Origin of the sequence: Bacillus cereus group sp. MYBK79-1 (assembly GCF_051915365.1) — a bacterium.
Classification (GTDB): domain Bacteria; phylum Bacillota; class Bacilli; order Bacillales; family Bacillaceae_G; genus Bacillus_A.
Map to the genome: position 1 here is coordinate 13,186 of NZ_JBQAEO010000003.1, position 24,220 is coordinate 37,405.

A 24,220-nucleotide genomic window follows, 5' to 3' on the forward strand; every position below is an offset into this window, starting at 1 on the left:
GGATGAGTGGGATGGAAGTAAATAAAGCTTTAACAATTGCAGGGTCTGATAGCGGCGGCGGTGCCGGCATTCAAGCAGATTTAAAAACATTCCAAGAACTCGGTGTATACGGAATGACGGCTATTACGGCAATTACTGCTCAAAATACGCTTGGCGTTCAAGGGGTATATCCAGTTCCATTAGAAGGTATTACGGAACAGCTGAATTCAATTGGTACGGATTTAACACCAGATGCTGTGAAACTAGGAATGTTATTTAGCAGCGAAATTATTCAAATCGTTGCAGAACATATTAATAAATTTGGCTGGAATAATATTGTACTAGACCCTGTTATGATTGCTAAGGGTGGTGCATCATTATTACAACAAGAAGCAGTACAAGCATTAAAAGAATATTTATTACCAGTAGCAACCGTTGTAACGCCGAATGTTCCTGAAGCAGAAGTGTTAACTGGAATGGAAATTCATAATGTTGAAGATAGTAAGGAAGCTGCGAAAGTACTGCATGAATTAGGTGCGAAATACGTGCTTATGAAGGGCGGACATGCAGCATATCAAGGTAATGAAGTAATTGATTTACTCTTTGATGGAGAAACGTTTATTGAATTTAGAAGTGAACGAATTCCTTCAAAGCAAACACACGGAAGCGGGTGTACATTTGCTTCAGCGGTTACAGCAGGACTTGCGAAAGGCTACTCGATTGAAGAGGCAGTTCAAGAAGCGAAACGATTTATTAGTATAGCAATTGAAGAGCCATTGAATATTGGAAGTGGTCATGGGCCGACGAATCATTTTGCTTATAAAGTGAATAAAGCGCATGCGTAAGTAAGAAAAAGTCAGTTGTATAACTGGCTTTTTTTCTGTTTACTTTTTCCAAATAAAGGAGTAATATATCAGCCAGAATATATTTTTGTAATACGCTGAGTCCAATTATATGGAGCGGAGGAACCAATTTGTGCGTCGTCACTAGGGGTGAATCTTTCAATTTTGAAAGTAGGGCTACTCTCAAAGTCCGAATCCGACAGCTAACTTCGTAAGCGTCTTGAGAGAGGACGGTGCCATGATGGATACATCACTTCATCGATCTGATTAGTATAGGGGAATATCAATCTATGTTTGAGTTCTTTTATGCTAAGGAGGATGAGGTACGTGGAACTAACACTTATTTGTGTTGGAGAAGAAAGCAAGGTAAATAGTTTAAGAGATTTAGTAGCATTTCAACATGAGTTAATTATTTTTACAGCAAGTGAAGAGATAGCGGCTGAAGTTAGGAATTGTGGGTTTGATTGGACTTATAGCTGTAGTAAGGCGCAGGATTTTACTAGTATTTGTGAGTGTATTAAGAAGGTGATTTTACTAGGTGATGAGCTGCCAATCGTTAGCTTCTTTACAGAACACATTCGCTTTTCTTTTCAAGCACCTATTACTGTTGTTACAAGGAATAAACGATATCCAGCAAGGCTCTATGAAACAATTGGAGCTACATTTGTCGTGTTTACAAATTGTGATAATATTTCTTTTTTATTTTTTGAATAGGGCGGGGGAAAAGAAGATGAAGGTGTTGTTATTAGGAGATATAGCGAATCGTTGGGCGGTATCAGTAGATCGAGTTCAAGAATTGGTGGTGCTTGATCCTATTTTTCCAAGGCCCTATATCATATTGCCATCAAAAGACGCTTTATATTTAAAAACAGATGTTATCGAATATGAGCAGCTACATGCAGAATTGTCACAAGTTTATATTCGCGGGAGAAATTTACGTGCTTTTTTACGAGGAGAATAAATAGTGAATGAAAAAAGAGCGAATGCTAAGTGCAACAAGCTATGCACTTTATGTCATTCGCTCTTTTTATTTCGTATTTAAAAGATCATTTCTATGAAAATGAAAGAAAAGACGAGAAAATAGATGAAAGAATATTAATAACACTCGATGTAAGCGTTTAAATGGATGGATATTTTCTTATTTTCAGTAATTTAGCTCTTTACAAGTTAAATATAGAGGAGTATATTTACTCTCATAAATCATTCATAAAATTTCCAAAAAAACCTAAAATCGCTGAGTTCCAGAAATGGAGCGGGGGAACCAATTTTGTGCATCGTCACTTGGGGTGAATCTTTCAGTTTTGAAAGTAGGGCTACTCTTTAGGCCCGAATCCGACAGCTAACCTCGTAAGCGTTTAGAGAGGAGGTTTACTTTGTGTTGTTCATTTCGAACACTAAGTAGAGCTTAGTGTTCTTTTTTTGATTATTTAATGGTAAATTTTTACAAAAAGGAGAAGGGTAGCTATGTTAGATGTTGTAATGATCGGAATTTTTGTTGTGTTAGTCGCATTGATGGCAAGTCTTGCAAGTTGGTCAGATAAAGTTGTGAAAGAAGGGAAGCAATCATGACGATTGCCTTATCGGTTATTGTTGCAGCAATTACGGTGTACTTAGTGTATGCATTATTAAATCCGGAAAAGTTTTAATTAGGGGGAGTCATTCATTATGATCTGGGTCGCAGTTGTTATTACAATGCTGTTGTTTATTCTTGTGGCAAAGCCAACGGGAGTTTATTTAGAGAAAGCCTTTCAGGGTAGTAAAAAGTTAGATAAAGTATTCGGGCCTTTTGAAAAACTTATTTTTAAAATTACGGGTGTAAAAGAATACAATCAACCGTGGAAACAGTACGCATTGTCATTAGTTTTATTAAATGGATTTATGATTGTTGTCGTATATTTCATTTTCAGACTACAAGGAGTATTGCCATTAAATCCAGCACACATTGAAGGAATGGAGCCTACGCTCGCTTTTAATACAGCAATTAGTTTTATGGCTGATACAAACTTACAGCATTATAGCGGTGAAAATGGTTTATCTTATTTATCACAATTAATCGGAATTACATTTTTAATGTTTGCAGCACCGGCAACGACGTTAGCACTCGTTATGGCATTTATAAGAGGGCTCGCTGGAAAAGAACTTGGTAACTTTTTCGTTGATTTTACGAGAGCACTAACGAGAGTTTTTCTTCCTATCGCATTTATTGCGGCACTAATCTTTGTCGCACTTGGTGTACCACAAACGTTAGACGGGGCCGTTACAGCACAAACGATTGATGGCGCGAAACAAAGTATATTACGCGGGCCTGTTGCATCATTCGTTTCCATTAAGGAACTTGGAAATAACGGCGGTGGATTTTTCGGAGCAAACTCTACGCATCCTTTTGAAAATCCAGGACAAATGAGTAATATTTTGCAAATGATGCTTATGATGTTATTGCCAACAGCACTTCCATTTACGTACGGACGAATGGTAGGAAATAAAAAACAAGGTCGTATCCTCTTCGTATCACTATTCATGGTGTTTTTACTAGGGTTTATAACGATTACGACATCTGAACTACATGGAAATCCAGCGTTAAATGGAATGGGTATCGAACATGTACAAGGCAGTACAGAAGGAAAAGAAGTACGATTTGGAACAGTATTTTCTTCCCTATACGCAACAGTAACGACAGCTGCTGAAACAGGGGCTGTTAATACGATGCATGATACGTTAACACCAATTGGCGGGTTAGTACCACTCGTAAATATGATGCTAAATACAGTATACGGCGGCGTTGGAGCAGGATTTGTGAACATTATTATGTATGCGATTATCGCAGTCTTTATATCTGGATTGATGGTTGGACGGACGCCAGAGTTTTTAGGTAAGAAAATTGAAGGGAAGGAAATGAAATTAATTGCGGTAACGATACTATTTCATCCACTGCTTATTTTAGGGTTTTCAGCATTAGCTCTTTCAACAAGTTTAGGAACGGATGCTATTTCGCATTCCGGTTTCCACGGTTTGACGCAAGTGGTATATGAATATACATCGTCAGCTGCGAATAACGGATCTGGATTTGAAGGATTAGCGGATAATACACCGTTTTGGAATATTACAACTGGTTTAGTTATGTTTTTAGGACGCTATTTCAGTTTAATTACGATGCTAGCTGTTGCAGCTTCATTGAAAGAAAAGACGGTTGTACCAGAAACAGTCGGAACGTTCCGTACGGACAATAGTTTGTTTGGCGGCATTTTCATCGGAACAATTGTAATTGTCGGTGCATTAACATTCTTCCCGATGTTAGTACTCGGTCCAATTGCAGAATTTCTTACATTGAAGTAATGGAGGGTAAATGATGAGACCGGTAGTAGTAAAAGAAAAAAGAGTAAATGAGTCACAAATACATGCTGTAGAAGATGAAGTTAGACAAGCGAAAACGATGGATCGTGATATCGTGAAACATGCGATGAAACAATCCTTTGCGAAATTGAATCCGCAAGTCATGATAAAGAATCCGATTATGTTCGTTGTAGAAATTGGATTTATCATTACGTTCATTTTATCTTTTCTTCCAAGTCACTCTAGTAGTGTACCAGGATGGTTTAATATAACAGTTTCTCTCATTCTATTATTTACAGTTTTATTTGCTAACTTTGCAGAAGCGTTAGCGGAAGGGCGGGGGAAAGCGCAAGCCGATTCTTTAAAACAATCGAAGAAAGATGTGTTTGCAAATGTTGTAAAAGAAAATGGAGACATTGTTCAAGTTTCAGCAACTGATTTGAGAAAAGGTGACGTTGTTATTGTAAAACAAGGAGAAATGATTCCAAGTGATGGGGAAGTCATAAAAGGGTTAGCGTCTGTTGATGAATCTGCGATTACGGGGGAATCCGCTCCTGTCATAAAAGAAGCGGGCGGTGATTTTTGTTCCGTAACAGGTGGTACGATGGTCGTCAGTGATGAGATTACGATTGTCATTACGAGTAATCCTGGTGAATCATTTATTGATAAAATGATTTCGTTAGTAGAAGGGGCTGCTCGTCAAAAAACGCCGAATGAGATTGCTTTAAATACAGTATTAACGAGCTTAACGCTTATTTTCTTAATCGTTGTTGTGACGTTACCGATTTTTACAAACTATTTAGGGTTTCAAATTGATACAGCTGTACTTGTCGCGTTGTTAGTTTGTTTAATTCCAACGACAATTGGTGGTTTATTATCAGCAATTGGTATTGCTGGGATGGACCGGGTGACAAAGTTTAATGTGTTAGCGATGTCGGGTAAAGCAGTAGAAGCTGCGGGTGATATTAATACAATCATTTTAGATAAAACAGGTACGATTACTTTCGGAAACCGAATGGCACATACATTGCTTCCTGTAGGAAACGAGACGATCGAGCAAGTAGGGAAATGGGCTGCGATTAGTTCAGTTTTAGATGAAACACCAGAAGGTCGATCAGTTATCGAATATGTAAAAACGAAATCTATATCATATAATCGAGAAATTGCAGAACAAGGTGAGTTTGTTCCGTTTAAAGCAGAAACGAGAATGAGTGGTGTTGATTTACAGGACGGAACGAAAGTGAGAAAAGGTGCTGTTGGTAGCATTATTGAATGGGTTAGGTCACAAGGTGGAACGATTCCGAAAGATGTAAATCAAAAAGCAGATTCCATTTCCAAAGAGGGTGGGACACCACTTGTAGTTGCAGTGAATAATCGTATTTACGGTTTAATATATTTAAAGGATACAGTAAAACCTGGTATGCGTGAGCGTTTTGAACAATTGCGCCAAATGGGGATTAAAACGGTTATGTGTACTGGTGATAACCCATTAACAGCAGCAACGATTGCAAAAGAAGCAGGGGTAGATGAATTCGTTGCTGAGTGTAAACCAGAAGATAAAATTGCGGTTATTAAAGCAGAGCAAGATAAAGGGAAACTTGTAGCGATGACGGGTGATGGTACAAATGATGCGCCGGCATTAGCACAGGCTGACGTTGGATTAGCGATGAATAGTGGTACGACAGCTGCGAAAGAAGCTGCGAATATGATTGATTTAGATTCGAACCCGACAAAAATTATTGAGGTTGTAGGAATCGGTAAGCAATTGTTAATGACGCGTGGTGCATTAACGACGTTTAGTATTGCGAATGATATAGCGAAATATTTCGCTATCATTCCAGCGATGTTTACACTTGCAATTCCGCAAATGGAAGCATTAAACATTATGAAACTAACATCACCACTGTCAGCGATTTTATCAGCATTACTATTTAATGCAGTTATTATTCCATTACTCATTCCATTGGCGATGAAAGGTATCGCATATAAACCGATGAGTTCGAATGCACTACTTGGCCGAAACCTACTTATTTATGGACTTGGCGGGGTTATTGTACCGTTCATTGGAATTAAAGTAATTGATATAATTGTCGGCTTGTTCATATAAGGAAGAGGGGAAAAAGATGGCGAAGAAACAAAGTATACTATCACCAATCATCCGGATTACTTTTACATTTTTAGTGTTGTGCGGCCTTGTATATCCGCTTATTGTAACTGGTATTGCACAAGCAGTAATGAAGGATAATGCGGATGGAAGTCTAATATATAATGATAAAAATGAAGTGATTGGTTCTAAATTAATCGGTCAAAATTTCACAGATCCACGTTATTTTCATGGGCGTGTTTCTAGTATTGAATATAAAGCAGAAGCATCTGGTTCAAATAACTATGCACCGTCTAATCCAGATTTAGAGAAACGAGTAGAGAAAAGTATTGAAGAGTGGAAGAAACAAAATCCCACTGTTCCAGTTACAGAGGTGCCGATCGATTTAGTGACAAATTCAGGTTCAGGGCTTGATCCCGATATTAGTCCGAAGGCAGCTTCCATCCAGGTAGAGCGCATTTCGAAATTGACGAATATTCCGAAAGAAACGCTAAATCAATTGATTAAGGATCAAACGGAAGGTGCGGCACTTGGTTTATTTGGAGAAGATCGCGTGAACGTTTTAAAATTAAACTTAGAATTACAGAAATTAATGAAATAGTAACAGTGCTACCTCAATCTAACGGATTGAGGTAGTGTTGTTTCAAAAGAAAGGTTGTGAGTGTTTTGTATGCGGATGACTATGAACCAACGTTTCAAAGGCGAACGCCAGAAGAGTATTTAGAATATATTCGTCAGCAAAACCGCGGGAAGTTAAAGCTATACGTAGGAGCGGCTCCAGGAGTAGGGAAAAGTTATAAAATGCTACTTGATGCGAGAGAGATGAAAAAGGACGGTATGGATATTGTAATTGGTTTAATTGAAACACACGGGAGAAAAGAGACGGAAGACGCAATTGCTGATTTAGAAAAGGTTCCTTTAAAAGAAATAGATTATAAAGAGAAAGTATTTTATGAACTCGATGTGCAAGGAATAATAAAACGTGCACCGCAAGTAGTTGTTGTGGATGAACTTGCACATAGTAATATTCCTGGATCTAAAAATAAGAAACGTTATATGGATGTACAGGAATTGCTAGATGCTGGTATATCCGTCTTATCAGCGTTTAATATTCAGCATTTAGAAAGTGTTCATGACATTGTTGCTCAAATTACGAATGTAAAAGTAAGAGAACGTATCCCAGATTTTATTTTACAAAAAGCAAATGAAATTCAGCTCGTTGATGCAACGCCCGAAGTATTAAGAAAGAGATTAATAGACGGAAAGATATATAAGGAAGAAAAAATAGAGCAAAGCTTAAAAAATTTTTTTACGCTTAATAATTTAGGAGCACTAAGAGAATTATCGCTTCGGGAAGTTGCCGATGATATGGACGAGAAAATTAGCCAAACCGTTATAGAACCGATTGGCGTGAAAGAAAAAATTCTCGTTTGTGTACAATACAGTTCAACAGCAGAGAAGTTGATAAGAAGGGGATGGCGTATGGCGGATCGGTTAAATGCTGAATTGTATGTATTAAATGTTGAAAGAGAGAATATAGAGTCCCTTTCAGCAGGGAAAAAGCAAACGATTGAAGAGTGGAAGTCGCTAACGAATCAATTTGATGCGAGTTTTGTTTTAGAAGAGACAAAAGGAAGAAAGCCAGCGGATGTTATTATTGAAGTCGCGAAAAGACTACAAGTAACACAAATTTTACTTGGGCAATCGGCAAGAACACGTTGGGAAGAAATACGAAAAGGTTCAATTGTAAATGAAATTATGAGAGAAACGAAGTATATTGATATTCATATCGTTGCGGATCAAAGAGTTTAGAATAGAGACCATTTGTAGGTCTCTATTCTGCTTTTTGTACACCCTGAAAACGTAGCATTTTCATTGCGTATAAAATGATAAATAGAAATGTAATTGCACCTAGGAAGAAAATCCAAAAGTAATTTTGATTAAATACAAGAAATCCACCTACAAGTGGCCCTGTGCCCATACCGAGATAGCGGATGAAGTTGTACATACCGATAGCAGTTGCGCGTTCTTGTACGAATTCTTCCGTTAATAAAGTAGTGTGAGTTGGCATAGAAAGTCCCATACTAAAACCGTATAAAGATGTAACGATAATGATGAATGGAATATTGATGCTATATGTGAAAGAGAATAAAGTGACACATATAATATTGAAGAAACTAGTGATGAATAAAGCTTGCTTTGTTGTGAGGCGTTTTTGCAAAAGCTTGTAGCAATAACTTCCTAACATAATAGAAAGGGACATCGGTACAAATATAAGACCAATTTTACTTGCAGTTAAGTGAAATGAATTTGTTAAAATACTCGGTAAAAAAACGAGGAAGCAAAAGTAAATACAAAATTGAATGAAGCCAATAAGAGTAATAGAAAATCCAGTTTTATTTTTTAAGATAAACCAGTAACTCTTTTTTGCTTGCGGTTGCTTCATTACATTTGGTTTTGTTTCTGGAAGTAGTGAAATATTTATAATTAATAAGAGGACGCCAAGTGTAGATAAAAACAAAAATACGGATAAATGGCCATTTATACTGCCGAGATAACCACCTATAAGAGGGCCAATTGCCGGTGCGAGAGCAAGTAACATTTGATACAGGCTCATCGCTTCTCCGCGCTCTTTTCCTTCAAATAAATCACCGATAATTGTTGCTGCAACTACAGGGATAGCTGCTATTCCTATAGCTTGAACAGCCCTAAAAAATAGAAATAAATAAACGTTCGCCGAAAAAGCACATCCGATTGAACCAATTGTACTAATGATTAAACTAGGGATAAGGACAGATTTTCTCCCTTTTGTATCAATTAAAGGTCCATATATGAGCTGCATAATTGCAAGAACGAATGTGAATAGTGAAACTGTTAAATTTACTAGATAAAGAGAAGTGTGAAAAGAAGCTTGAATCATAGGCAAGATAGGTGTGTAAATATTTTGAGCGAAGGAACCGAGTAAGGCACTCATACAGACAACGTATAAAATGAAATGTAGTTTGGATTTTTTCATTATGTTAACCTCCTTGTAATTTGGTTTCCTTGGAAACTAAATTTATTTTAACATGTTTTTCTCACTTGTAAATATGAAAAAATGATTTTAAAATGGTATATAGTTAAATTGTTTCTGTGGAAACTTAGGGGGCGAACGGATTGGAACGTACAATGAAACAAATGGAAATACTTTCGGACATTCGTACACTTTTGCATAAAAAAGAAGAACATTTGAAAGGGCAAAATGAGAAATTTCTTCGTGAGACAGGTATAAGTGGTATGTCTTTATCTGAGTTACATGTGATTGAGTGTATCGGGAAAAATGGTTTGATGAATGTAACTGCTATTACGACAGAAATGGGAATGACGAAGGGTGCAATTTCTAAAATTTGTACAAAGTTGTTTCAAAAGCAATTCGTTGAGAAGATGCAAATATTAGATAATCAAAAAGAAATATTCTTCCGCTTAACGGAAAGCGGAAATGAAATATATAAAGCTCATGATAAACTGCATAAACAAGCTGAAGAAAAGTGGCTGCTACTGTTAGATGGATATACGGAAGAAGAGCAAGATTTTATTCAAAGGTTTATAAAGGATGTCTCCAAACATTTGGAAATATAATTGGAAGAAAAAACTCCTTTATTTCAAGCCTTTTGAATATAATTTCTAAAAAAACTCATATATAATAGAGGAAGATACTTAACATAGTGAATAATTAAAGAGTCAATATATAAAGAGGAGAGAATAACATGCTTGAAAATACGGGATTAGTATTAGAAGGCGGCGGTATGCGTGGTGTATATACGGGCGGGATATTAGAATATTTTATGGAACAAGATTTATATTTTCCATATGTAATTGGTGTATCAGCTGGTGCTTGTCATGCAGCGTCGTATCTTTCCAGACAAAGAAATAGAAATAAAACAGTAAATATTGATTATGCATCACACCCGCAATATTTATCGTATAAAAATTTATGGAGAAAACGCCAGTTATTTGATATGGATTTCATTTTTCATGAAATTCCAGAAAAACATGTCCCATTTGACTTTGAAACATACTTTAATAGCCCAGAGCGTTTCCTTGTAGGGACGACGGATTGTGAAACAGGAAAGTCTATTTATTTCGAAAAAGAGGGAACGAATGATGATGCATTAAATTTATTACAAGCATCTAGTTCATTACCTTTCATTGCACCTGTAGTAGATTATCGTGGTAAGCAGTTATTAGATGGCGGGATTTCTGATCCAATTCCAGTTCGTAAAGCACAGGAAGATGGGTTTAAAAAATCAGTCGTTATTTTGACGAGAAATCATGGTTATGCGAAGAAAAAGTCAAAGTTTGGATGGGTGGCAGCCAAAGCGTATAAAAAATATCCGAACCTTGTTAACACGATGCTAAATCGATATGAAGTGTATAATGAAACACTTCACTACATTGAAAAAGAAGAACAAGCCGGGAATTTATTTGTTATTCGCCCAGAAGTGCTGCTTCAAGTAGATCGTATGGAAAAAGATACAGCAAAACTACAAAATCTATATGAGCAAGGCTATGAAGATGCAAAGAGACAGTTTGCAGATTTACAGTCGTTTTTACAAAAATAAGTATTAGGCTGTGGAGAAGAATTTCTCTGCAGTCTTTTTTATTATTGGTTTGAATGTCGAATAACGGTTATACACTTCTAGTGTCATGGTATAATATGGATAAAAGTATGTAGAGAGGTGATACATATGGAAAATGTATATAAAGGGCTTAGACATACTGGATTTACTATGATGTTTATTTTTGGTGGCGTATTTTTACTACGCTGGTTCATTCATGATGAAATGCTACTAGATCAGCTTATTGGTTTTAGTGTAGGGATGGTAATGGTTATTTCATCAATTTTTATTCAAAAGTATAGTAAAGAATTACAGGTGAATGAAAAATATTAATAATTTTTAAATTCTTTTATCTTTTTCATAGTTTAGGAATAGTGGAGGCTTTCGTATGATTTTCTTATTTGCAGTATATTTTGTGATCATTATGACATTAGTAATTACGTTTCTTCTTTCAAAAAAATCATATAAGAAGCCTGTTATTAAATATATACCAACGTTAATATTGTTTATTTTGGCTGTCATTTCTTCTGTTATGTTTGTATTGAATAACGGAATGGGAGAGCTGATGATAGCGGTCTTTTTAGGGATTGCAGCGATTGTGAACGGTCTTTTACTTCTTGCATTGAAAGTAGTTCGTTTGATTGTTGCAAAAGGAAACTAGAGCATCGAATTTCGATGCTCTAGTTTTTTATGTATAAAAAAATCCCTCAGGAAGAGGGATTTTAATGTGGTAAGAAAATCAATTGATAAGCGAACAAGATTCCGAATACATACACAAGTGGGTGAACAGAACGGAATTTACCTTTTGCCACTTTCATAAGTGGGTATGAAATAAATCCAAGTGCGATACCTGTTGCGATACTTGATGTAAGTGGCATGCTTAAGATTACTAAGAATGCTGGGAATGCTTCATCAAATGCGTCCCAATCGATATGGCGAACTGAGCCCATCATAAGACTACCAACGATAATTAATGATGGTGCAGTAATAGCTGATACACCAGAAACGGCACTTACTAATGGTCCGAAGAATGCTGCTAGTGCGAATAGAACAGCTACTGTAACAGTTGTTAAACCAGTACGACCACCAGCTGCAACACCAGCAGATGATTCGATGTAAGCTGTTGATGGTGTTGTTCCAAACATAGAACCGATTGTTGCTGAGAATGAGTCAGATAGAAGAGCTCGTCCAGCTTTTGGAAGCTTTCCATCTTTCATAAAGCCACCTTGTTGAGCAACGCCAAGTAATGTACCTGTTGTATCGAATAATGTAACAAGGAAGAATGAAAATACAACGCCGTACAATCCGTAGTTAATTACATCAGATACAGCAGTAATTGGATTTGAAACGATGATTCCTTCTGGTAATCCAGGCATTGATGTAACGCCGTTTGAGAACGATAATTGTCCTGTGAAGTAAGCGATAATACCAGTTAATAGCATTCCGATAAATAGTGCGCCATTTACATTTAAAGACATAAGGACAATTGTAATCCCAAGTCCAGCTAATGCTAGTAGTACTGGAGCAGAGTGAAGATCACCAAGCCCAACTAAGTTTGCTTCATTTTTTGTAACGATACCTGTTAAGCGTAAACCGATAAAGGCAATGAAAAGACCGATACCAGCAGTAATTGCATGCTTTAAGTTTTCAGGAATTGCTTCCATTAATTTTGTACGGAAAGAAGTGAATGATAACAAAATTAAAATCATACCTGCTACGAATACAGCAGAGAATGCAATTGCGAAAGTCATGCCTTCATGAGCTTTTACAACAGAATAAGAGAAGTAAGCATTTAATCCCATACCTGGTGCAATTGCGATTGGTAAGTTTGTAAAGATCGCCATAAATAATGTTCCAACAACAGCAGCGATAATTGTTGCTGTAAATGCTTGTTCAAATGGAACTCCTGCATCCCCAAGGATTACAGGGTTTACGACAATGATATATGCCATTGTTAAGAAGGTAATAATACCTGCCATAATTTCAGTTTTAATAGAAGTTTTATGTTTTGAAAGGTTAAACATATAAACATCCTTTCTGTTTACGAATAATTTCCACAACAGTTATATATAATATTCGTTTTTTAACTATTTTGCAATAGTTTTGCATAAAAAGTTTACAACAATTCATATTTTGTGTCTTAAATTCGAATGTTAATCGTAAAAGTACGTGTGAATTGCAGTTTTTTATTGTGTGCATTATAAGGAAAAGGAGTTGAATGAAGATATGCCGCAGCAAAAAAACTTTGTAACAATGCCAGCGCAACATCAAAATAAACAACCTGGTATTGAATCGTTAATGGATCCACTTCCGCAGTTTGAAGATCCGAATTATAAAGGTAGCGAAAAGTTAAAAGGAAAGAATGTATTAATTACAGGTGGAGATAGTGGAATTGGACGAGCTGTTTCCATTGCTTTTGCAAAAGAGGGAGCAAATATTGCGATTGCTTATTTAGATGAAGAGGGAGATGCAAATGAGACGAAGCAGTATGTTGAAAAAGAAGGTGTAAAGTGTGTATTGTTACCGGGAGATTTAAGCGATGAACAACATTGTAAAGATATTGTAGAAGAGACTGTCCGGCAGCTGGGTAGTTTAAATATTTTGGTGAATAACGTTGCTCAGCAATATCCGCAGCAAGGGTTAGAATATATTACAGCAGAACAGTTAGAAAAAACTTTTCGTATTAATATTTTTTCTTATTTTCACGTTACGAAAGCAGCACTTTCTCATTTCAAGCAAGGGGATGTCATTATAAATACGGCGTCTATCGTTGCGTATGAAGGAAATGAAACGTTAATTGATTATTCCGCAACGAAAGGAGCAATTGTAGCTTTTACAAGGTCACTTTCTCAATCGTTAGTGCAAAAAGGGATTCGTGTAAATGGTGTTGCGCCGGGACCAATTTGGACGCCACTTATCCCATCGAGTTTTGATGAGAAGAAAGTTTCTCAGTTTGGGAGTAATGTCCCGATGCAAAGACCTGGTCAACCATATGAATTAGCGCCAGCATACGTATACTTAGCATCTGGCGATTCATCCTATGTTACTGGACAAATGATACATGTAAATGGGGGCGTTATTGTAAATGGATAGTTTTCATCGATAAGAGCAAAGTAAAGCTAATTGCATTTATTATGATATTAGTGCTAGGGAGGATTTAGATGAAGAAAGTATTGTTTATCGTAATCCTATTTTTCATCCTGCCGGTTAGTGCTTTTGCTGATACAGATCATTTAATATTAGTGAACCTTACGACAAATCAGTTGTCTTTTTTTGAAAATGGAAATTATACAAAAACATTCCCTGTAACGACTGGAAGAGATCGTACACCTACGCCTGAAGGTAATTTTTGTATTATAAATAAATATAAAAATAAAGAATACCATCGAAAAAAAATACCTGGTGGTGCACCAAATAATCCCCTTGGTACGAGGTGGCTTGGATTAGATAAAAATGAATATGCAATTCACGGGACAAATCGAGAAGGGACAATTGGTAGTAGGGAATCAAATGGTTGTATTCGCATGCATGACAGGGATATACAGTGGTTATACGACCGAGTACAATTGCAGACGAAAGTAATCATTTCTCGTTTTCATACGAGCCCCGAATATGAAGCGAATAAGCTTGGTTACCGGGTTGTGAGCTGGAATGGTCGTAAAGTAGAAGAAGAGCAAATTGGAATGCTTACGTTAGTAGACCGCGTGGATATATATTGGCAAGAACCAAATGGGCAGTTAACGAAAGTGAAAACGGTATTGCCGAATGAAAGATTTAAGGTGTACTCGAAACGAAAAGATGGAATATATTATATAGGAAACAATTTGTATATAGTGGATGAAACAGGAGAAAGAATTCGCTATGAGCAAATTCCTTCTTCGGCTTTAAGTAATATATATAAACGGAAATATAATGTTCCGTAATGGCTATCGTATTATAGACGGTAGCTTATTTCTACTTTGAGTTTAACTGCAACTATTGGATTTTGCTGAATATAATACAGTACAGATAGGGGGGACGGTTACATTATGAAAAGTGAATTCGCTTTTAAAATTTTCTTAGTAACGACCTGTTTATTTATCGTGTATTTGTATGCATTTCTCGTCTTTTCTTTTTATGTTCCATATGTTGATTTAATATTATTCTTCGGATTTATTTGGGCATTTGTGAAAGCAAGAGAAGGAGAGAAGAGTATATACCGGCGCATTACCTTATGTGGGACAGTTGTTCTCGTTATTTTGTACTTTTTTATCATGCATGATTTTTGGAGAGGAATGTAAAAAAGCATACGAGTAATCGTATGCTTTTTATGTTTAATATTTTGGCTTAAATGTATGACAACAAGTTTCTACACTCGTTGTTACAGAACTTTCTAGCGTCTCGTTTGTTAAAACTGCGCCTGTATATGAATCGTTTGTATTCGAACCAGTTTCTTGTGTATCTGGTTGAACAACGATTGCAGTTGCTTGACAAAAGTTACCTTGTCCCCAAAATGAGCAATTGGAAACAGAGCATTTCACTTCTGGCATAAAACCCCCTCCTTATACATTAGTTTGGGATTTTACGCCCCCTTTCATGTGTAGAAGGAGTTTCCTTTTCTCGTTATTTTTTCGTTTGCTCAAGCCATTCTTTTAATTTGTCTTCCGGTTGTTCACCACTAATACGGCTTACTTCTTTGCCATCTTTGAAATGAATGATTGTTGGAGTTCCTTTAATTTTATATTCATCCCAAGGAACATCTAGTTTTTCAATATCCATAACTTTCATATCAACGTTCAAGTCTTTAGCCATCGGTACTACGACAGGAGATAGCTTTTGGCAATGAACACAAGATGTTTGATAAAAGTATACTGTTTCTTCTTTTTTCTCTTTTAAATTCTTTTGAAGATCTGCAAGAGAGATTTTGTTTGTATAGTAGTCAGGACCATTTGTTGTACTACCAGTAGCATTATCAATTTTTTGGCTAGTAGCATTTTTTTCTTCCATTTGTGTGACAGCGAAAATTGCTGCAAACAAGGCGATAATAATACCGCCAAATATAAGCATTTTTTTCATTCTTCCATCTCCTTATTTGTTTTTGATGACAATAAAGCTACAAACCGCGATTGTAATAAAGCCGATAAGTGCTAAAAACGGGATTGTAATAAAGCCAAACCAGTTTATGAATTCTCCGGTGCAAGGTACACGCCCGCAAGCTGCTCCAGCAGCTGAAAATGCTGCGACTTTTTGAATGGCATAGTGATATAAAGAAATACAAGCACCAACACTTGCAATTGGTAAAGAATAACTGGCGATGCGATAATCTTTCTTTGCTACAGCGATGCCAAGCCATAAAACGAATGGGTACATAACAATACGTTGATACCAACAAAGTACACAAGGCTCAAATTTCATGATTTCGGAAAAATACAGACTTCCTAGTGTAGCGACAAAAGAAGCTCCCCATGCGGTAAGTAAAGCATATTCTTGCTTTTTTTCTCGTCCCATATTTTATACCTCTCTTATAATAGTTACATACTAAATTATAGTATGAAGTGCTACAGAAAAGAAAGAAAAAATATGTTTATCAATAAAAGTTTTATAAGAGGAAACTTTTATTGATATAAACATTTTAAAAAAGCGCTATTCTCATAAAGAGAATAGCGCTATATTTTACATTTGAATTTGCTCTACTTCATCTATATGTGACTTTTGGGATGCATGGTCAATATATTGAAATAGGAGCTGCAATTGTTTATCAACTTCTGGTAGTTCTTTACTGTATTGATAAGCGTGTAAAAAATGTTCAATACGCTTAGAAAATAATTGATCGTTCGTTTGAACCATAAGAACGAGTAATTTATCCCAATTACAGCAATACGTGTAATAGAGAGCTTTATCATAGTCGTTATATGTTTGCACTGTGTACCCTCCTTACTGAGGAGTTATATATAGTGTGTGACAAGCAAGGAGAAATACACTTGAAAGAATTTGTTAAGAAAAAAAGTGAATGAAAAGAAAAAAACGAGGTGTTTTCCTCGTTTTTAAGCTTTTGGCATTGGTGTAGGTGTTGGTTTTCCATATCCTTCCTTATACTTATTGTCAATATAGTTGCGAATTTCCAGCGTTGATTTTCCTTTTTGTTTCATGGAAGCAGATTCAACTGCAATTTCTAGGCAATTGACACAAGTCGTTGCGTGGGAATCCCAAACAACTTCACCATTCTTTTTAATTTCACGAATAAAGCAGTTTTTATTATTTTTATGTCCTACACTCTCACCACAACCGCAGTAACATGGAATCCAATCTAATAGTTCTGCATTTTGTCCAGCGACAGTGTAGATATCTTTCATTTGTGGATCAAGTTTGTCTAAGAAGGTAGGAAGTGCGTCGACTCCTTTTGTTTTTTCTTGAATGTCAGCTTGCTGAGTATGCGATGCGTGGTCATGCTCTTCTTTTGATTCAGATGATTTTTTTTCGTTTGTACTAGTAGCTCCGCAACCAGCAAGAATTAAACTCAGTACTGCAAGTAAAGAAAATACATATTTCTTCATACGCTTGTCCCCTTTACAAATGTATTAATCAAATTGTATCAGAGATTATGGTGTATCGGTTGAAGATTTTTTCGACTGATTTTTGAAGCGCCATCGTAGTGAATGAAATAGAAATAAAATTGGGATATAAGCGTATACAATATATAAACCAGCTTGAGATAGTACCGTATTTAATGTGTTGATACTTTCACGGTTTGTAAAAAATAAGGACGAAATAAAGATAGCTGCGATAAAAAATGGTAGTGTAATTTTAAATGGTATGTGAAAAGATTTTTTACTAATGCGACAGGAAGACCAAATTGTCAAACAAATATTCGGTAAAATAATAAGATACCATAAGAAAATAATAATGTACTCGAACCTTTGGATAAAAGGGATTTTAATAATTTTTAGCATCGTTAATGTTGGCCAAATTGTATGGTGTAGTTGTCCTTGGCTATAGTACATAAGGGAAACGATGGCTAATATTACGTACAGGAGCGTTGTAAAAGCAATACCACCATGCGCCCATTTATTTAATGATTTTCCTTTTCTAATAAATGGATAAAAAATAAGAATTGCTTCAAATCCGAGAAATTCTAATGCAGATGCTTTCGCTGCAGTTAAAATGTCTAAAGGTGAATGAGTTAGAATTGGGAAAATGTTACGGACATGCGCATATTTCATTGGGAAAACTAAGAAGAATAGGACGAAAATCGGTATGACAACGCCCCAAAAACATATTCCTGTTACAGAGCGAAAGCCGCCTCTAATTACGTAATAAGCTACAAGTAAAAATAATAAAGTTAATTTCCACGGTTTAATTGTGGGAAAGACCCAAACTTGAATAACTTCAATATATGTACGAAGAACAGTAAGACAAAATAATAGAAGGTATGCGGCGAAGCATACAGAAAAAAATGTTCCAATCCACTTTCCGAAACATGTCGTATGAATATCCATTAAATCATTATCTTTTTCTAACATTTTAAGCATGCAAAATAATATGATATGAGTTACAATGCCGGCAACGATAAGGGAAATCCAAGAATCATAACCGGCAAATTGCGCAATAATCCTTTGGTATCCTAATACACCTACTCCGACTTGAAGCGAGTGTAGTAGAAAGAATGTGAAATAAGGGGAAACAGTATGTGTTTTATCTTGTCCAGTCATGATAGCACCTCACTATTCTCCGATACCAGATTGTACGACATTAATCTTCACATTAACAGCAACGTCTACGTTAGGGTACATGTCTTGAATTTGTTTCATGCTCCATTTTCTTGAGTGACTACGAATTTCTTCTTGTATACCGATCGGATCGATTTCTTTTTCTTGGAATTGTTTTATTAATTCGTTTAAATGTTTTTCAAGTGTTTTTTCTACATGTTTTTTGACATAAGTTACATTTTCGCTCTTTGATAAATCAAGCCAGTCAGGGGCATTTTTTATGAGTCCATTTAGTTTCAGTCGAATGTGAACTTTCGGAATGTCACCGGCGTCGGAAAGGGAACAAACACTCTTTCCAGATAAGTTTTGGGTTGCGATTAAGCCTTTATTTTTACCTTGACGTATTGGAACTTCGTAACGTCCATTTTTCGTTGGATTAATGAGTAATTTAAACAAAAAAGATCCTGTTTTATCCGTATACATAGCCACTTTATCTTTTTTTAAAAAAGCAAGTCCCTTAATAGAAGCAGACTTGTCTTCATCCACTTTAATATATGGAAGAAAGGGATCGCATCCTGATGAATAATAGTTATATAAAAAAATATTTAAAGCTGTTCGCGGAATCGTTTCGGTTTCAATATTTTGCTCCAGTAAATCAGATAAATATAGCGATCCATTTGTTTTTATATGTTTGAGTAGTTGTTCAGTTGAGCCGTCCACAAGTGCTAGTTGCACATCACGCCCTATGTTAGGGTCACGTTGTAAGTTATTGATAATACTTCCTACTCCGCGTTCGCCAAATGATTTTCCGAATAGGACAACACGCATTTGTCCTACGGCGATAGTATGTGGTGATTTGGCGTTTAGAAGAGAGGATATTGTTTCAATTGTCCCTGCATGAGTGGATTGAGTTTCTGGTTTGGATTGAACACCTTTTGTGTAGTCGGGATATAAAATCGTCCCGCGAAATTTTTTATCTTTCGTTATGTCGAATCCGCTTACGTGAATCATTCGCTGTGTATCAACTATATTTGTTTCTGTACAACCAGATTGAAAAATTAAAATGATAATGGAAAAGCATAATAAAATATTTTTCATTGTTCCTCACCATCATGTTTTTCTTTCGCTTTGTTTGGATCATAGCGCCATTTCTTTTTCGGTCTTAGAACAGAAGCCCGTCCTGCAGTTTGACTAAATGGAAGGCGGAAGAGCCCTTCAGCTGTACCTAACCCGCGAAATGGATATAAAGGTAATAAATAAGGTGATCCAAGTGATTTTAAGCGAATTAAATGAGCTAATATAAATACAAATCCGACGATGAGGCCGACACCACCAAATGCTCCAGCTAAAATGATAAGAGGGAAGCGTAATATTCGAATAGTAGAAGACATTTTGACGGTTGGTGTTGTAAAAGAAGCGAGTGCAGACAACGCAACCGCAATTAATAAAATGGTACTCGTTAAAGCGGCTTCAACAGATGCTTGCCCAATTACAATACCTCCAACAATACCGATCGTTTGGCCGACTTTAGTCGGTAAACGAGCTCCGGCCTCGCGCAGTAGTTCAATCGTAATTTCTAAAAAAAGTGCTTCCAAAACAGGTGGAAATGGTACATTGGCTCTGGAATAAATAATTGGTCCAAGTAAATCCGCAGGAATCATTTGATAGTGATACGTTAAGACAGCTGTATAAATAGCTGATGAAAATAGAGAGAATGCAGCTCCGAAAAAACGAACCATTCTAAGGAATGAGCCTGCTATCCATGGCAAATAATAATCTTCTGGAGAGACGAAGAAATCGAGTAATGTCGCTGGTCCAGCTAATGCGTACGGTGAACCGTCTGTTAAAATGACAACTCCTCCATTCAATAATGAATAAACGGAGCGATCTAAACGCTCTGTAGGTAGTAAAACAGGGAAGGGGGAGTTGCTATTATCGCTAATTAACTGTTCAATCATAGTTGCATCGAATGGAAAATCAAAGTCAATATCTTGCAGGCGTTGCACTGCAGTATTCACATGCTGTTCATTTGTAATATCCGCCATATAAGCGACTATAATTTTTGTTTTTGAGATAGAGCCAACGGAAAGCTCCTTGAAAATTAATTGCTCTGTTACAATGCTTCGGCGAAGTAAATGTATATTCGTATCAATATTCTCAACGAATCCAATTTTGGGACCGATGACACTATATTCATTTTCTGTGTCGTTATATAATCGTGTACCTAAAGCTAAACTTTCAGCGCGAATAAGTGCATATTCGGCTGTTTGAGAATCAATTTTTAACTGTAAAAGTACATAGCCACCTAATAGTTTTTCACGGATATCATCAATAGAAGGATTGGTGATAATCTCTTCAAGTGTGACAATATTAGCTATGTCACTTATATTTTGAATGCGATCTAATTCTTTTTTGATAGGTGTTAAAATGAACCGATTAATAATAAGTGATTCAACTGTAGATTTATAATAAAACAAACATAATGTCCCATCTTCTATGACGTTATAAGAAGAAAAATCGCTTGATTCTTTCATAGTATGGATAAATTCTGGAATAGAACAGACTGTTTGTTTTTTCTTTTTTGATGTTACACGAAACATTTTCACACCCCCTGACATATATCATTTACTTGTGTTAGTTTTTGGGAAAGACGGGAATTTATACTTGAAAATTGAAAGTTCATAAAGAAAAGGAAGAGTATTGAAAATCTCTTCCTTTTTGGCATGTTAATTTGTTTTCTTTTCTTTAATAGACTTCACTAATTTCATCATTTCCGCTCTTATATCTTCTTTTTTTACATTTAGTTTTTCAGCAATTTGTTTAATGTCCATTCCATCTTTTTTCATTTTTAGCACATCATCAAGAGGGGTATTACTTTTTTGAGAAATGATTGTTAATACCGTGAGCTGACGCAAGCCGATATTATATTCCTTCATTTTTTGCTTTAGCTGATCCGGTGTGGATTTTTGCATAGTTGCTAAATGTTGTAGCAGTGCTTGCTTTGTTTCTTTATTCATATGATGCTTTTTCAACTTACTTGGATCTACACCGAAATGCTCGGCTGTTTTCTCCCAAGATTTATTTTGTTTATAGTAAGCTAAAACGTCTTTTATTTCTTTTTTACTCATTCTTGCAATATGAGCAGCTTTCCAAATTTCATGTTTGTTATAGCCAAGTTTTTCGAATGACTGCATTTCTTCTTCTGAAATAGGCTTATGATGGTGCAATGTTACTTCTTTTGGCGTGGCAGCGAAAGTAGGGAAGACGATTGCCCCGAATAATAATGTTACCATGGTCATACTTACTGCGATTTTTTTGTACATATAAACTCCTCCTAGATGGATAATGTGGAAAACTGTACGCATATCATTTCCATAAAATGTGAAATACTTGTGAACAAATCAAGTTTTTTTATTCACAAGTATGAAATGACGTTTTTAGAAGTTTTCCAACATAAAACATTGATTAATAGTAAAAAACTAGGGTATAATCGAAATTGAAAATCAATATCAATAACAAACTTATACATATAGATAAAATAAGGGAGAGAAAAATATGACTACATATACTTCCATCGCAAATGTGATTAAAGAAAGACGTTCTGTTCGTACATTTACAGATAAAGCAGTAGATAAAGAGTTATTAATTGAACTATTAAACGACGCAACGTGGGCACCGAATCATAAACACCGTGAACCATGGAATTGTAAATTATACATTGGAGAAGGCCGTCAGAAATTGGTCGACGCAGTATTAAACTCTTTCACAGAAGAAGAAAGAGCGAAACGCGGTAAAATTTTATCAGATCGTTTCTTAAGCACGCCAGCACAAATCGTTGTATATATAAATGAGGACCCTCGTCAAATTCAACGTGATGAAGATTACGCTGCAACATGTGCATTTATGCAAAACTTCCAACTGCTTGCTTGGGAACGTGGATTAGGTTGTGTTTGGAAATCAGGCGGATTAAACTACAATCCATTATTTATAGAAGGACTTGGTTTAACAAGAGGTCAACGCATCGTTGGAATTCTTCACCTTGGCTATTTCGATAAAGCGCCAGAAGGAAAAGCTCGTACACCGATTACGGAGAAGATGGAGATTATTGAAGGGTAATAGATAAGACATTCTCGTTTTTATGAGGATGTCTTTTTATTATGCAATCAATCCTCATGAAAGCTTGTTTCCAATCATACACTTTCTTAAGGGAAAGTGTAAGGAGGGAAAATAATGAGAGCAAGTGACGATAAAGCACTGCAATATGCGATTGCGGAAATTACGGAAATTGCGACTGGATTTGGGCTTGATTTTTATCCGATGCGTTATGAAATATGTCCAGCGGAAATTATTTATACATTTGGTGCATATGGGATGCCGACGCGGTTTTCACATTGGAGTTTTGGAAAACAGTTTTTCAGAATGAAATTACAATACGATTTAGGTCTTAGTAAAATATACGAACTCGTTATTAACTCTGATCCATGTTATGCCTTTTTATTAGATACGAACTCGTTAATTCAAAATAAATTAATTGTAGCGCACGTTTTAGCACACTGTGATTTCTTTAAAAATAATATTCGCTTCTCTAATACGAAACGAGATATGGTGGAGAGTATGGCGGCAACGGCTGATCGCGTGAAAGCATATGAGCATAAGTACGGAAAGGCAGAAGTCGAAACATTTTTGGATGCCATACTTGCCATTCAAGAACATATTGATCCGTCGCTTATGCGCCCGAAACTGGCTTGGAGTATGGATGACTTGGAAGAGGAAGAAGTAGAAAAGAAAAAGGCATCACAATACGATGATTTATGGAATTTAGATGATCGCAATAAAAAGAGGGAACGTTCTAATGTACGTAAAAAGAAGAAAATTCCGCCGCAACCAGAGAAAGATTTACTCCTCTTTATTGAAGAATATAGCCGTGAGCTAGAAGATTGGCAGCGAGACATATTAACGATGATGCGCGAGGAAATGCTATATTTCTGGCCGCAGCTTGAAACGAAGATCATGAACGAAGGTTGGGCTTCGTACTGGCATCAACGCATACTCCGTGAAATGGACTTAACATCTTCTGAAGCGATTGAATTCGCAAAGCTTAATGCAGGTGTCGTTCAACCATCTAAAACAAGTATTAACCCATACTACCTTGGTATTAAAATGTTTGAAGATATCGAAGAGCGCTACAACAATCCGACAGAAGAAATGAAAAGGCGCGGCGTAAAACCAGGATCTGGTCGTGAGAAAATGTTTGAAGTACGAGAAATTGAATGGGACGTATCGTTCTTAAGAAACTATTTAAATAAGGATCTCGTAATGAGAGAAGATATGTACTTATTCCAGCGCCAAGGTAAAGAATATAAAGTAATTGATAAAGAGTGGGAACAGGTGCGTGATCAGCTCGTCAATATGCGTACAAATGGTGGCTTCCCGTACTTAGTAGTAGAAGATGGAGACTACTTAAAGAACGGAGAATTGTACATTAAACATAGTTACGAAGGAATCGAGCTCGATTTAAAATACTTAGAAAAAGTACTGCCATACCTTCATCAGTTATGGGGAAGAACAGTGCATATGGAGTCCATTGTGGAGAGTAAGGGCGTTGTGTTTTCTTATGATGGGAAGATGGTGCATCGGAAGTATGTGTGATGAAAAGAACGGACATAGAATTTCTTGTCCGTT

29 protein-coding genes and 2 riboswitches are annotated in these 24,220 nt (G+C 36.2%); of the genes, 18 read left to right on the top strand and 11 right to left on the bottom strand.

The window, feature by feature from the left end:
• The first annotated feature begins 2 nt into the window (after positions 1–2).
• The 9 genes from thiD (at position 3) to kdpDN (ending at position 8,067) form a co-directional block, all read left to right on the top strand.
• Positions 3–824 (top strand): bifunctional hydroxymethylpyrimidine kinase/phosphomethylpyrimidine kinase, encoded by an 822-nt coding sequence (gene thiD / locus ACTFOB_RS06915; RefSeq protein ID WP_440028300.1) that lies wholly within the window; start codon positions 3–5, stop codon positions 822–824.
• Positions 825–907: 83 nt separating this feature from the next.
• A riboswitch (cyclic di-AMP (ydaO/yuaA leader) is annotated at positions 908–1,055 on the top strand.
• Positions 1,056–1,148: 93 nt separating this feature from the next.
• Entirely contained in the window at positions 1,149–1,535 is a 387-nt protein-coding gene (locus ACTFOB_RS06920) for a hypothetical protein (RefSeq protein WP_440028302.1), read from the top strand.
• A 16-nt stretch (positions 1,536–1,551) separates the two neighbouring features.
• Positions 1,552–1,782 (top strand): hypothetical protein, encoded by a 231-nt coding sequence (locus tag ACTFOB_RS06925; RefSeq protein WP_048526269.1) that lies wholly within the window; start codon positions 1,552–1,554, stop codon positions 1,780–1,782.
• A gap of 261 nt (positions 1,783–2,043) precedes the next feature.
• A riboswitch (cyclic di-AMP (ydaO/yuaA leader) is annotated at positions 2,044–2,189 on the top strand.
• A gap of 96 nt (positions 2,190–2,285) precedes the next feature.
• Positions 2,286–2,390 (top strand): signal peptide protein, encoded by a 105-nt coding sequence (locus ACTFOB_RS06930; protein ID WP_440028308.1) that lies wholly within the window; start codon positions 2,286–2,288, stop codon positions 2,388–2,390.
• Entirely contained in the window at positions 2,387–2,467 is an 81-nt protein-coding gene (gene kdpF / locus ACTFOB_RS06935) for a K(+)-transporting ATPase subunit F (RefSeq protein ID WP_000150656.1), read from the top strand. The genes ACTFOB_RS06930 and kdpF overlap by 4 nt, the downstream gene beginning before the upstream one ends.
• Before the next feature lie 19 nt (positions 2,468–2,486).
• The gene (kdpA, locus tag ACTFOB_RS06940; protein WP_440028310.1) at positions 2,487–4,154 is read left to right on the top strand and encodes a potassium-transporting ATPase subunit KdpA; all 1,668 of its coding nucleotides are present in this window, start codon (positions 2,487–2,489) and stop codon (positions 4,152–4,154) included.
• A gap of 13 nt (positions 4,155–4,167) precedes the next feature.
• Positions 4,168–6,258, top strand: coding sequence for a potassium-transporting ATPase subunit KdpB (gene kdpB / locus ACTFOB_RS06945; RefSeq protein ID WP_440028313.1), 2,091 nt, complete (start codon positions 4,168–4,170; stop codon positions 6,256–6,258).
• Between the two features lie 16 nt (positions 6,259–6,274).
• Positions 6,275–6,856 (top strand): K(+)-transporting ATPase subunit C, encoded by a 582-nt coding sequence (gene kdpC / locus ACTFOB_RS06950; protein ID WP_440028316.1) that lies wholly within the window; start codon positions 6,275–6,277, stop codon positions 6,854–6,856.
• Between the two features lie 56 nt (positions 6,857–6,912).
• Positions 6,913–8,067 carry a KdpD-like non-kinase potassium sensor gene (kdpDN, locus tag ACTFOB_RS06955; RefSeq protein ID WP_440028319.1) on the top strand — a complete coding sequence of 385 codons (1,155 nt, stop codon included), beginning with the start codon at positions 6,913–6,915 and terminating at the stop codon, positions 8,065–8,067.
• A 22-nt stretch (positions 8,068–8,089) separates the two neighbouring features.
• Here the strand turns inward: kdpDN and ACTFOB_RS06960 are convergent, their stop codons facing one another.
• On the bottom strand, positions 8,090–9,271 hold the full coding sequence (locus tag ACTFOB_RS06960) for an MFS transporter (protein ID WP_440028322.1): 1,182 nt from the start codon (positions 9,269–9,271) through the stop codon (positions 8,090–8,092).
• A 152-nt stretch (positions 9,272–9,423) separates the two neighbouring features.
• On the opposite strand from ACTFOB_RS06960, the gene ACTFOB_RS06965 reads away from it, so the two are divergent.
• The 4 genes from ACTFOB_RS06965 to ACTFOB_RS06980 all read left to right on the top strand — a co-directional run bounded on the left by ACTFOB_RS06965 (position 9,424) and on the right by ACTFOB_RS06980 (position 11,514).
• Entirely contained in the window at positions 9,424–9,873 is a 450-nt protein-coding gene (locus ACTFOB_RS06965) for a MarR family transcriptional regulator (protein ID WP_440028545.1), read from the top strand.
• A gap of 128 nt (positions 9,874–10,001) precedes the next feature.
• Positions 10,002–10,856 (top strand): patatin-like phospholipase family protein, encoded by an 855-nt coding sequence (locus ACTFOB_RS06970; protein ID WP_151631606.1) that lies wholly within the window; start codon positions 10,002–10,004, stop codon positions 10,854–10,856.
• A gap of 126 nt (positions 10,857–10,982) precedes the next feature.
• Positions 10,983–11,186, top strand: coding sequence for a hypothetical protein (locus ACTFOB_RS06975; protein WP_440028324.1), 204 nt, complete (start codon positions 10,983–10,985; stop codon positions 11,184–11,186).
• Positions 11,187–11,241: 55 nt separating this feature from the next.
• Positions 11,242–11,514: a sugar ABC transporter ATPase gene (locus tag ACTFOB_RS06980; protein ID WP_440028326.1), complete on the top strand. Its 273-nt coding sequence runs from the start codon at positions 11,242–11,244 to the stop codon at positions 11,512–11,514.
• Positions 11,515–11,575: 61 nt separating this feature from the next.
• Here the strand turns inward: ACTFOB_RS06980 and ACTFOB_RS06985 are convergent, their stop codons facing one another.
• The gene (locus ACTFOB_RS06985) at positions 11,576–12,877 is read right to left on the bottom strand and encodes an NCS2 family permease (RefSeq protein WP_097890211.1); all 1,302 of its coding nucleotides are present in this window, start codon (positions 12,875–12,877) and stop codon (positions 11,576–11,578) included.
• A gap of 202 nt (positions 12,878–13,079) precedes the next feature.
• Between ACTFOB_RS06985 and ACTFOB_RS06990 the strand changes: the two genes are divergently transcribed.
• The 3 genes from ACTFOB_RS06990 to ACTFOB_RS07000 all read left to right on the top strand — a co-directional run bounded on the left by ACTFOB_RS06990 (position 13,080) and on the right by ACTFOB_RS07000 (position 15,133).
• The gene (locus tag ACTFOB_RS06990; protein ID WP_440028328.1) at positions 13,080–13,946 is read left to right on the top strand and encodes an SDR family oxidoreductase; all 867 of its coding nucleotides are present in this window, start codon (positions 13,080–13,082) and stop codon (positions 13,944–13,946) included.
• Between the two features lie 68 nt (positions 13,947–14,014).
• Entirely contained in the window at positions 14,015–14,776 is a 762-nt protein-coding gene (locus ACTFOB_RS06995; RefSeq protein ID WP_440028330.1) for a L,D-transpeptidase, read from the top strand.
• A gap of 105 nt (positions 14,777–14,881) precedes the next feature.
• Entirely contained in the window at positions 14,882–15,133 is a 252-nt protein-coding gene (locus tag ACTFOB_RS07000) for a hypothetical protein (protein WP_000834190.1), read from the top strand.
• Between the two features lie 33 nt (positions 15,134–15,166).
• Here ACTFOB_RS07000 and ACTFOB_RS07005 read toward each other — a convergent pair whose 3' ends face one another.
• The 9 genes from ACTFOB_RS07005 to ACTFOB_RS07045 all read right to left on the bottom strand — a co-directional run bounded on the left by ACTFOB_RS07005 (position 15,167) and on the right by ACTFOB_RS07045 (position 21,861).
• Positions 15,167–15,382: a DUF1540 domain-containing protein gene (locus ACTFOB_RS07005; protein ID WP_440028334.1), complete on the bottom strand. Its 216-nt coding sequence runs from the start codon at positions 15,380–15,382 to the stop codon at positions 15,167–15,169.
• 73 nt (positions 15,383–15,455) lie between these two features.
• Positions 15,456–15,908, bottom strand: coding sequence for a thioredoxin family protein (locus ACTFOB_RS07010; RefSeq protein ID WP_440028337.1), 453 nt, complete (start codon positions 15,906–15,908; stop codon positions 15,456–15,458).
• A gap of 12 nt (positions 15,909–15,920) precedes the next feature.
• On the bottom strand, positions 15,921–16,340 hold the full coding sequence (locus ACTFOB_RS07015) for a disulfide formation protein C (RefSeq protein ID WP_440028340.1): 420 nt from the start codon (positions 16,338–16,340) through the stop codon (positions 15,921–15,923).
• A gap of 165 nt (positions 16,341–16,505) precedes the next feature.
• Entirely contained in the window at positions 16,506–16,754 is a 249-nt protein-coding gene (locus ACTFOB_RS07020) for a YhdB family protein (RefSeq protein WP_048526289.1), read from the bottom strand.
• 122 nt (positions 16,755–16,876) lie between these two features.
• Positions 16,877–17,386 carry a PCYCGC domain-containing protein gene (locus tag ACTFOB_RS07025; RefSeq protein WP_440028342.1) on the bottom strand — a complete coding sequence of 170 codons (510 nt, stop codon included), beginning with the start codon at positions 17,384–17,386 and terminating at the stop codon, positions 16,877–16,879.
• 45 nt (positions 17,387–17,431) lie between these two features.
• Positions 17,432–18,541: a GerAB/ArcD/ProY family transporter gene (locus tag ACTFOB_RS07030; protein WP_440028345.1), complete on the bottom strand. Its 1,110-nt coding sequence runs from the start codon at positions 18,539–18,541 to the stop codon at positions 17,432–17,434.
• A 12-nt stretch (positions 18,542–18,553) separates the two neighbouring features.
• Positions 18,554–19,636: a spore germination protein GerYC gene (gene gerYC / locus ACTFOB_RS07035; RefSeq protein ID WP_440028348.1), complete on the bottom strand. Its 1,083-nt coding sequence runs from the start codon at positions 19,634–19,636 to the stop codon at positions 18,554–18,556.
• On the bottom strand, positions 19,633–21,138 hold the full coding sequence (locus tag ACTFOB_RS07040) for a spore germination protein (protein WP_440028350.1): 1,506 nt from the start codon (positions 21,136–21,138) through the stop codon (positions 19,633–19,635). The genes gerYC and ACTFOB_RS07040 overlap by 4 nt, the downstream gene beginning before the upstream one ends.
• A gap of 126 nt (positions 21,139–21,264) precedes the next feature.
• Positions 21,265–21,861, bottom strand: a complete 597-nt coding sequence (locus tag ACTFOB_RS07045; protein WP_440028353.1) for a hypothetical protein — start codon at positions 21,859–21,861, stop codon at positions 21,265–21,267.
• 232 nt (positions 21,862–22,093) lie between these two features.
• On the opposite strand from ACTFOB_RS07045, the gene ACTFOB_RS07050 reads away from it, so the two are divergent.
• Both ACTFOB_RS07050 and spoVR read left to right on the top strand, forming a co-directional pair.
• Positions 22,094–22,654 carry a nitroreductase family protein gene (locus ACTFOB_RS07050; RefSeq protein ID WP_000214810.1) on the top strand — a complete coding sequence of 187 codons (561 nt, stop codon included), beginning with the start codon at positions 22,094–22,096 and terminating at the stop codon, positions 22,652–22,654.
• 114 nt (positions 22,655–22,768) lie between these two features.
• Complete coding sequence (gene spoVR, locus ACTFOB_RS07055; RefSeq protein ID WP_440028355.1) at positions 22,769–24,187, top strand: stage V sporulation protein SpoVR; 1,419 nt, start codon at positions 22,769–22,771, stop codon at positions 24,185–24,187.
• The last annotated feature ends 33 nt before the right edge of the window (positions 24,188–24,220 follow it).